The sequence below is a fragment of the uncultured Clostridium sp. genome (assembly GCF_937920395.1).
Classification (GTDB): Bacteria; Bacillota; Clostridia; order Clostridiales; family Clostridiaceae; genus Clostridium_AD.
This window is the reverse complement of the sequence record NZ_CALEVF010000160.1, coordinates 1-4,905: the sequence shown is the minus strand read 5'-3', so window position 1 is coordinate 4,905 and position 4,905 is coordinate 1. Positions and strand designations below refer to the sequence as shown.

The window sequence follows — 4,905 nt, the reverse complement described above, 5'->3', positions numbered from 1 at the left end:
CCTAAACTCATTATTTAAAGAAATCATATATATTTTTTTGCACAAAAAGTAACCAATGCTAAAATAACGATAGCCCCAGCTAAAATAAAAATATACTTTTTTAGTGATTCCTTTAATAATAATATTCTTCATAATAATACCTCACAATGTTATATTTACTACCTGTAAATTCTTTAATGTTTAAATATTATAACAAACTGGAGTGTTTGTCAAGGATTTGCTTTTGAATTTCACTACTTAAACATAAGATTTTATCTTATAGTTGTCAGGAAGATGACTTGTATCGTTTAGGGTAATTATTTTAGGACTTAATTCATTATCAAAAATGATTTTACAAACAGATGTATTTCCTAAAATTATTTTGTGATACATAGTCATTTTCAAATCAAAGATACCCAGTAATCCAGCTTTAATAATTCCGCCATGAGCAACTATTATAATATTTTTTCCTTTATGCTTATTTGCAATATTTAAGATGGCTGACTTAGCCCTTACGCTCGCAATTTTAAGACTTCGTTCACCACCACACATTGGTCCGTTAAGTTCATCAGTTTTCCATTTAACTAATTCTTTAGGAAAGTTCGTTTCAACTTCTTTAAGCGTAAGGCCTTCCCACTCTCCAAAATCAATTTCTGTTATACCAGTTTCAACTATAGGTGCAATATTACTACCTTTGGATATAATTTCTGCTGTTTGCCGCGCTCTCTTTAAAGGGCTTGTATAAATATAATCAAATTTATTTTGAAATTTTTCCCTTAAATATTCTGATTGCAAAATACCTTCATCTGATAAAATTATATCTTTGATTCCTTGAAATTTTCCAAGAACATTCCATTCTGTTTCACCATGCCGTACTAATGTTATTATTGTATTCAATATTATTCACTTCCTATTAGTAGCTATTAATTTTTTATATACTAAGCTGTGATACCTTTAATTCCAAAACGGGGTTGTATAAACGGTATTTTAGTTTTTTGATAAACAATTATATTGGAAGACATTTTTAATTCTTTTAAAATAAATACTTTGACACCATGATACTCATAAATATCATAGTCTTCTTTATCTAACACTTCTGTCTCAAATAAAACCTTTGTTTTGAGTGTTTTAATATTAGTATGACAATTGGAACAATCACATTCTACAGGTGTATTTTCAACATTTACAACAAAACATAATTTTTTACCTTGTACATAATTTAAAGCCTTATCATCAATTTTCAGCATAATTTAACATCTCCTACCCTAGTATATAGAAAATAACAACCATATCAAATTATTGTTATGGTTGTTATTTTCTATATTTCAATCTATATATTTTTAATATACTATCATTTATTAAAATTTATAGTTTAACTATTCCTCTGATAAACTCCATAAATCTTGTTTAGATGTTGAAATAGCCATTGCTCCTGCACCAATTGCCTGCATTATATCCTTCTTAGTTTGAATTAACCCACCGGCTATAATAGGTACTCGCACTTCATTTTCCATACTTTTAATAATATTACTTGCGATACCAGGCAAAAGTTCTACAGCGTCAGGAAGAACTGATTGTATATTTCTTATTCCTGTCTCTAGGGACAAAGAATCAAGTACAAATATCCTTTGAATAGCGCAAAGTCCTAATTTTTTTCCGTTTTTTATATTAGTTGGTCTTGTGCTTATTATTCCATATGGATCACCACATTGCTTTATAAATAGCAGTCCTGCATAATCTCCCTTTAATCCATCTATTAAATCAACATGAATAAATACTACTTTACCCGCTTCTTTAAGTTTCTCAGATATTTTCTTAATGTTCATTATGCTTCCATATAAGACAAACACAATAAGCACTTTACTATGAATTACTTCTTCCAAATCTTTTTCATTCCTTATTGCTGCAATAACTGGGTTCTCTATTAAGAGTTGTTCTAAATTAGCCAATGATGTTTCCTCCAAAAATTTATTTTAGTCTGTAGTATATATTATCATAAGAGTAATTTGATTTAATCAGACCTATAATATTATGTTCAGTTTATCACAGTATTATTTTTCATTCAAGAATTTTATATTATTATGTTATCGTTTTAAATTTGAGTGTTTTTTACTATTTTCCCCTTGTAATCGTCTAAACATTATGATAATATGTAATTAAATAAGTAAAGGCGGAGAAAAGAGAGCCTTGATCTATGGGCATCTTATGCCTATTAATCAAGGTTCTCTTTTTATTTGCATTTAGGAGGTTAAATAATGTTTGATGTAACTATTATTGGTGCAGGTGTTATTGGCTGCTCAATATCAAGAGAGTTATCTAAATATAATGTAAAAACTTGTGTAATTGAAAGATCTAGCGATGTTGCTTCTGGTACAACAAAAGCAAACAGTGCAATTGTACATGGTGGTTTTGATGCTAAACCAAGTACTTTGAAAGGAAAATTGAACGCAAAAGGTAATGCAATGTTTACGGACCTTGCAAAGGAATTGGATTTCCCATTTAAGAGAAATGGTTCTTTGGTTCTTTGTTTTGATAAGAAGAATATGCCGGATTTACAACATTTATTAGATCAAGGAATTGAAAATGGAGTTCCAAATTTAGTTATTATTGATGGTGACCAAGTTAGAAAAATGGAACCTAATGTAACAGATCATTGTGTTGGTGCACTTTATGCTCCAACAGGTGGAATAGTTTGTCCATATGAAATGACTATTGCTCTAGCTGAAAATTCATATAATAATGGTGTAGAATTTAAGTTTGAAACTGAAGTTAAAAACATTGAAAAAAGTTCAAATGGATATATTATAAAAACTAATAAAGGCGATATTGAAACAAAAATTGTAATTAACGCAGCTGGCTTATATTCAGGTGATATGAATAATATGGTTAGCAAGAATAAGATCAATATAATACCAAGGCGAGGAGAATACGTTCTATTTGATAGAGTAGCAGGATCACTAATAAAAAATACTATTTTCCAACTTCCAACCAAGCTTGGAAAAGGAGTTTTAGTTACACCAACCGTTGATGGTAATCTGTTAATTGGACCTAATGCTGTTGATTTAGAAGACAAAGCAGACTTAGATACAACTCGTGATGGTATTGATGATATCATTAAAAAGGCTCAATTAAGTATTCAAATGCAATTTCCTATGAATATGGTTATAACTTCTTTCGCAGGAAATAGAGCACATACTGAATTAGATGATTTTATAATTGAAGAAGCAACTGACGCTAAAGACTTTATTAATGTAGCAGCAATAGCCTCTCCAGGATTAAGCAGTGCTCCAAGTATTGCTGTGATGGTAGCTGATATGGTAACAAATAAACTAAATCCAGGAAAAAATTTAAAATTTAATCCAATTAGAAAAGGTATAAGAAAATTTAGAGAAATGTCTAATGAAGAGCGAAAAGCAATTATTAAAGAAATACCTGAATATGGAACAGTTATTTGTAGGTGCGAAACTGTTACAGAAGGTGAAATTATAGACGCTATAAGAAGACCTCTTGGAGCAACAACACTTGATGGAGTTAAGCTTCGTACAAGAGCAGGAATGGGTAGATGTCAGTCTGGTTTCTGTTCAACAAAAGTTGTAGATATTCTAGCAAGAGAACTTAATATACCTCGCTCTGAAGTTACAAAATCCGGTGGAAATTCTATTTTAATAACTGGAACAAATAAACAATCTTTATAAAATATAAATATTAGGTATAGAGAGGAAGGAATAAATATGCAAGAATATGATTTAATCATAATTGGTGGAGGTCCAGCAGGACTTGCAGCTGCAGTTTCTGCAAAGGACCAAGGAATAGACAGTATTTTAATTTTAGAAAGAGATAATCAATTAGGTGGCATTTTAAACCAATGTATTCATAATGGCTTTGGTTTACATACATTTAAAGAAGAACTTACTGGACCAGAGTATTCACAACGATTTATAGATAAAGCTACTGATCTTAAAATTGAATACAAACTCAATACCATGGTATTGGATATAAATTCAAATAAACAAGTTACAGCTGTAAATACAGAAGATGGTATTTTAGAACTTAAGGCAAAAGCTATTATACTTGCCATGGGATGTCGTGAAAGACCAAGAGGAGCTTTAAACATTCCAGGTTCAAGGTGTGCAGGTATTTATACTGCTGGAACAGCGCAAAAATATGTTAATGCTGAAGGATTAATGCCAGGAAAAGAAGTAGTAATCCTTGGTTCTGGAGATATTGGTCTTATAATGGCAAGACGAATGACTCTTGAGGGCGCAAAAGTAAAAGCTTGTGTAGAGTTAATGCCCCATTCAAGCGGACTTAAAAGAAATATTGTGCAGTGTTTAGATGATTTTAACATTCCATTAAAACTAAGCACAACTATAATAAATATACATGGTCACGATAGACTAGAGGGCGTTACTATTTCCAAGGTTGATGCTAACAGAAAACCAATAAATGGAACTGAGGAATACATTGCTTGTGATACCTTACTATTATCTGTTGGACTTCTTCCTGAGAATGAGCTTTCTAGAAAAGCAAATATTGTACTTAATAGGGTTACAGGTGGACCAATAGTCGATGAAAGTATGCAGACAAGTATTCCTGGAATATTTACCTGTGGTAATGTGCTTCATGTTCATGATTTAGTAGATAATGTAACCACTGAAAGTTATACTGCTGGTAAGAATGCCGCAGATTGCATAAAAGGAATTCATCAAGAGGGAAAGAGCGTTGAGGTTTTCGCTACTGAGGGAGTTAGGTATACAGTACCAAGTACCATTAACCCTAAAAATATAGGAAATGGAATAGATGTAAGATTTAGAGTTGGAGAAGTTCATAAAGCTGCTTATATATCAGTCTATTTCGATGATGTTCGCGAAATGCATTTAAAGAAAAAGATACTTACACCAGGTGAAATGGAAAGTGTTAAATTAA

General features: G+C 31.1%; 5 protein-coding genes. 2 read left to right on the top strand and 3 right to left on the bottom strand.

Going from position 1 to position 4,905, the window contains the following annotated elements:
- Nucleotides 1-237: 237 nt before the first annotated feature.
- The 3 genes from Q0649_RS10920 to Q0649_RS10910 all read right to left on the bottom strand — a co-directional run bounded on the left by Q0649_RS10920 (nucleotide 238) and on the right by Q0649_RS10910 (nucleotide 1,928).
- Nucleotides 238-876, bottom strand: coding sequence for a histidine phosphatase family protein (locus Q0649_RS10920; RefSeq protein WP_298841474.1), 639 nt, complete (start codon nucleotides 874-876; stop codon nucleotides 238-240).
- Nucleotides 877-917: 41 nt separating this feature from the next.
- Entirely contained in the window at nucleotides 918-1,226 is a 309-nt protein-coding gene (locus tag Q0649_RS10915) for a hypothetical protein (protein ID WP_298841471.1), read from the bottom strand.
- Between the two features lie 129 nt (nucleotides 1,227-1,355).
- A complete protein-coding gene (locus tag Q0649_RS10910; protein WP_298841468.1) occupies nucleotides 1,356-1,928 on the bottom strand; it encodes a glycerol-3-phosphate responsive antiterminator in 573 nt (190 codons plus the stop codon).
- A 306-nt stretch (nucleotides 1,929-2,234) separates the two neighbouring features.
- On the opposite strand from Q0649_RS10910, the gene Q0649_RS10905 reads away from it, so the two are divergent.
- Together Q0649_RS10905 and Q0649_RS10900 are read left to right on the top strand one after the other, a co-directional pair.
- Nucleotides 2,235-3,674, top strand: a complete 1,440-nt coding sequence (locus tag Q0649_RS10905; protein WP_298841465.1) for an NAD(P)/FAD-dependent oxidoreductase — start codon at nucleotides 2,235-2,237, stop codon at nucleotides 3,672-3,674.
- A 36-nt stretch (nucleotides 3,675-3,710) separates the two neighbouring features.
- Nucleotides 3,711-4,905: NAD(P)/FAD-dependent oxidoreductase (locus Q0649_RS10900; RefSeq protein ID WP_298841463.1), on the top strand; the 1,195-nt coding region annotated here is incomplete at its 3' end.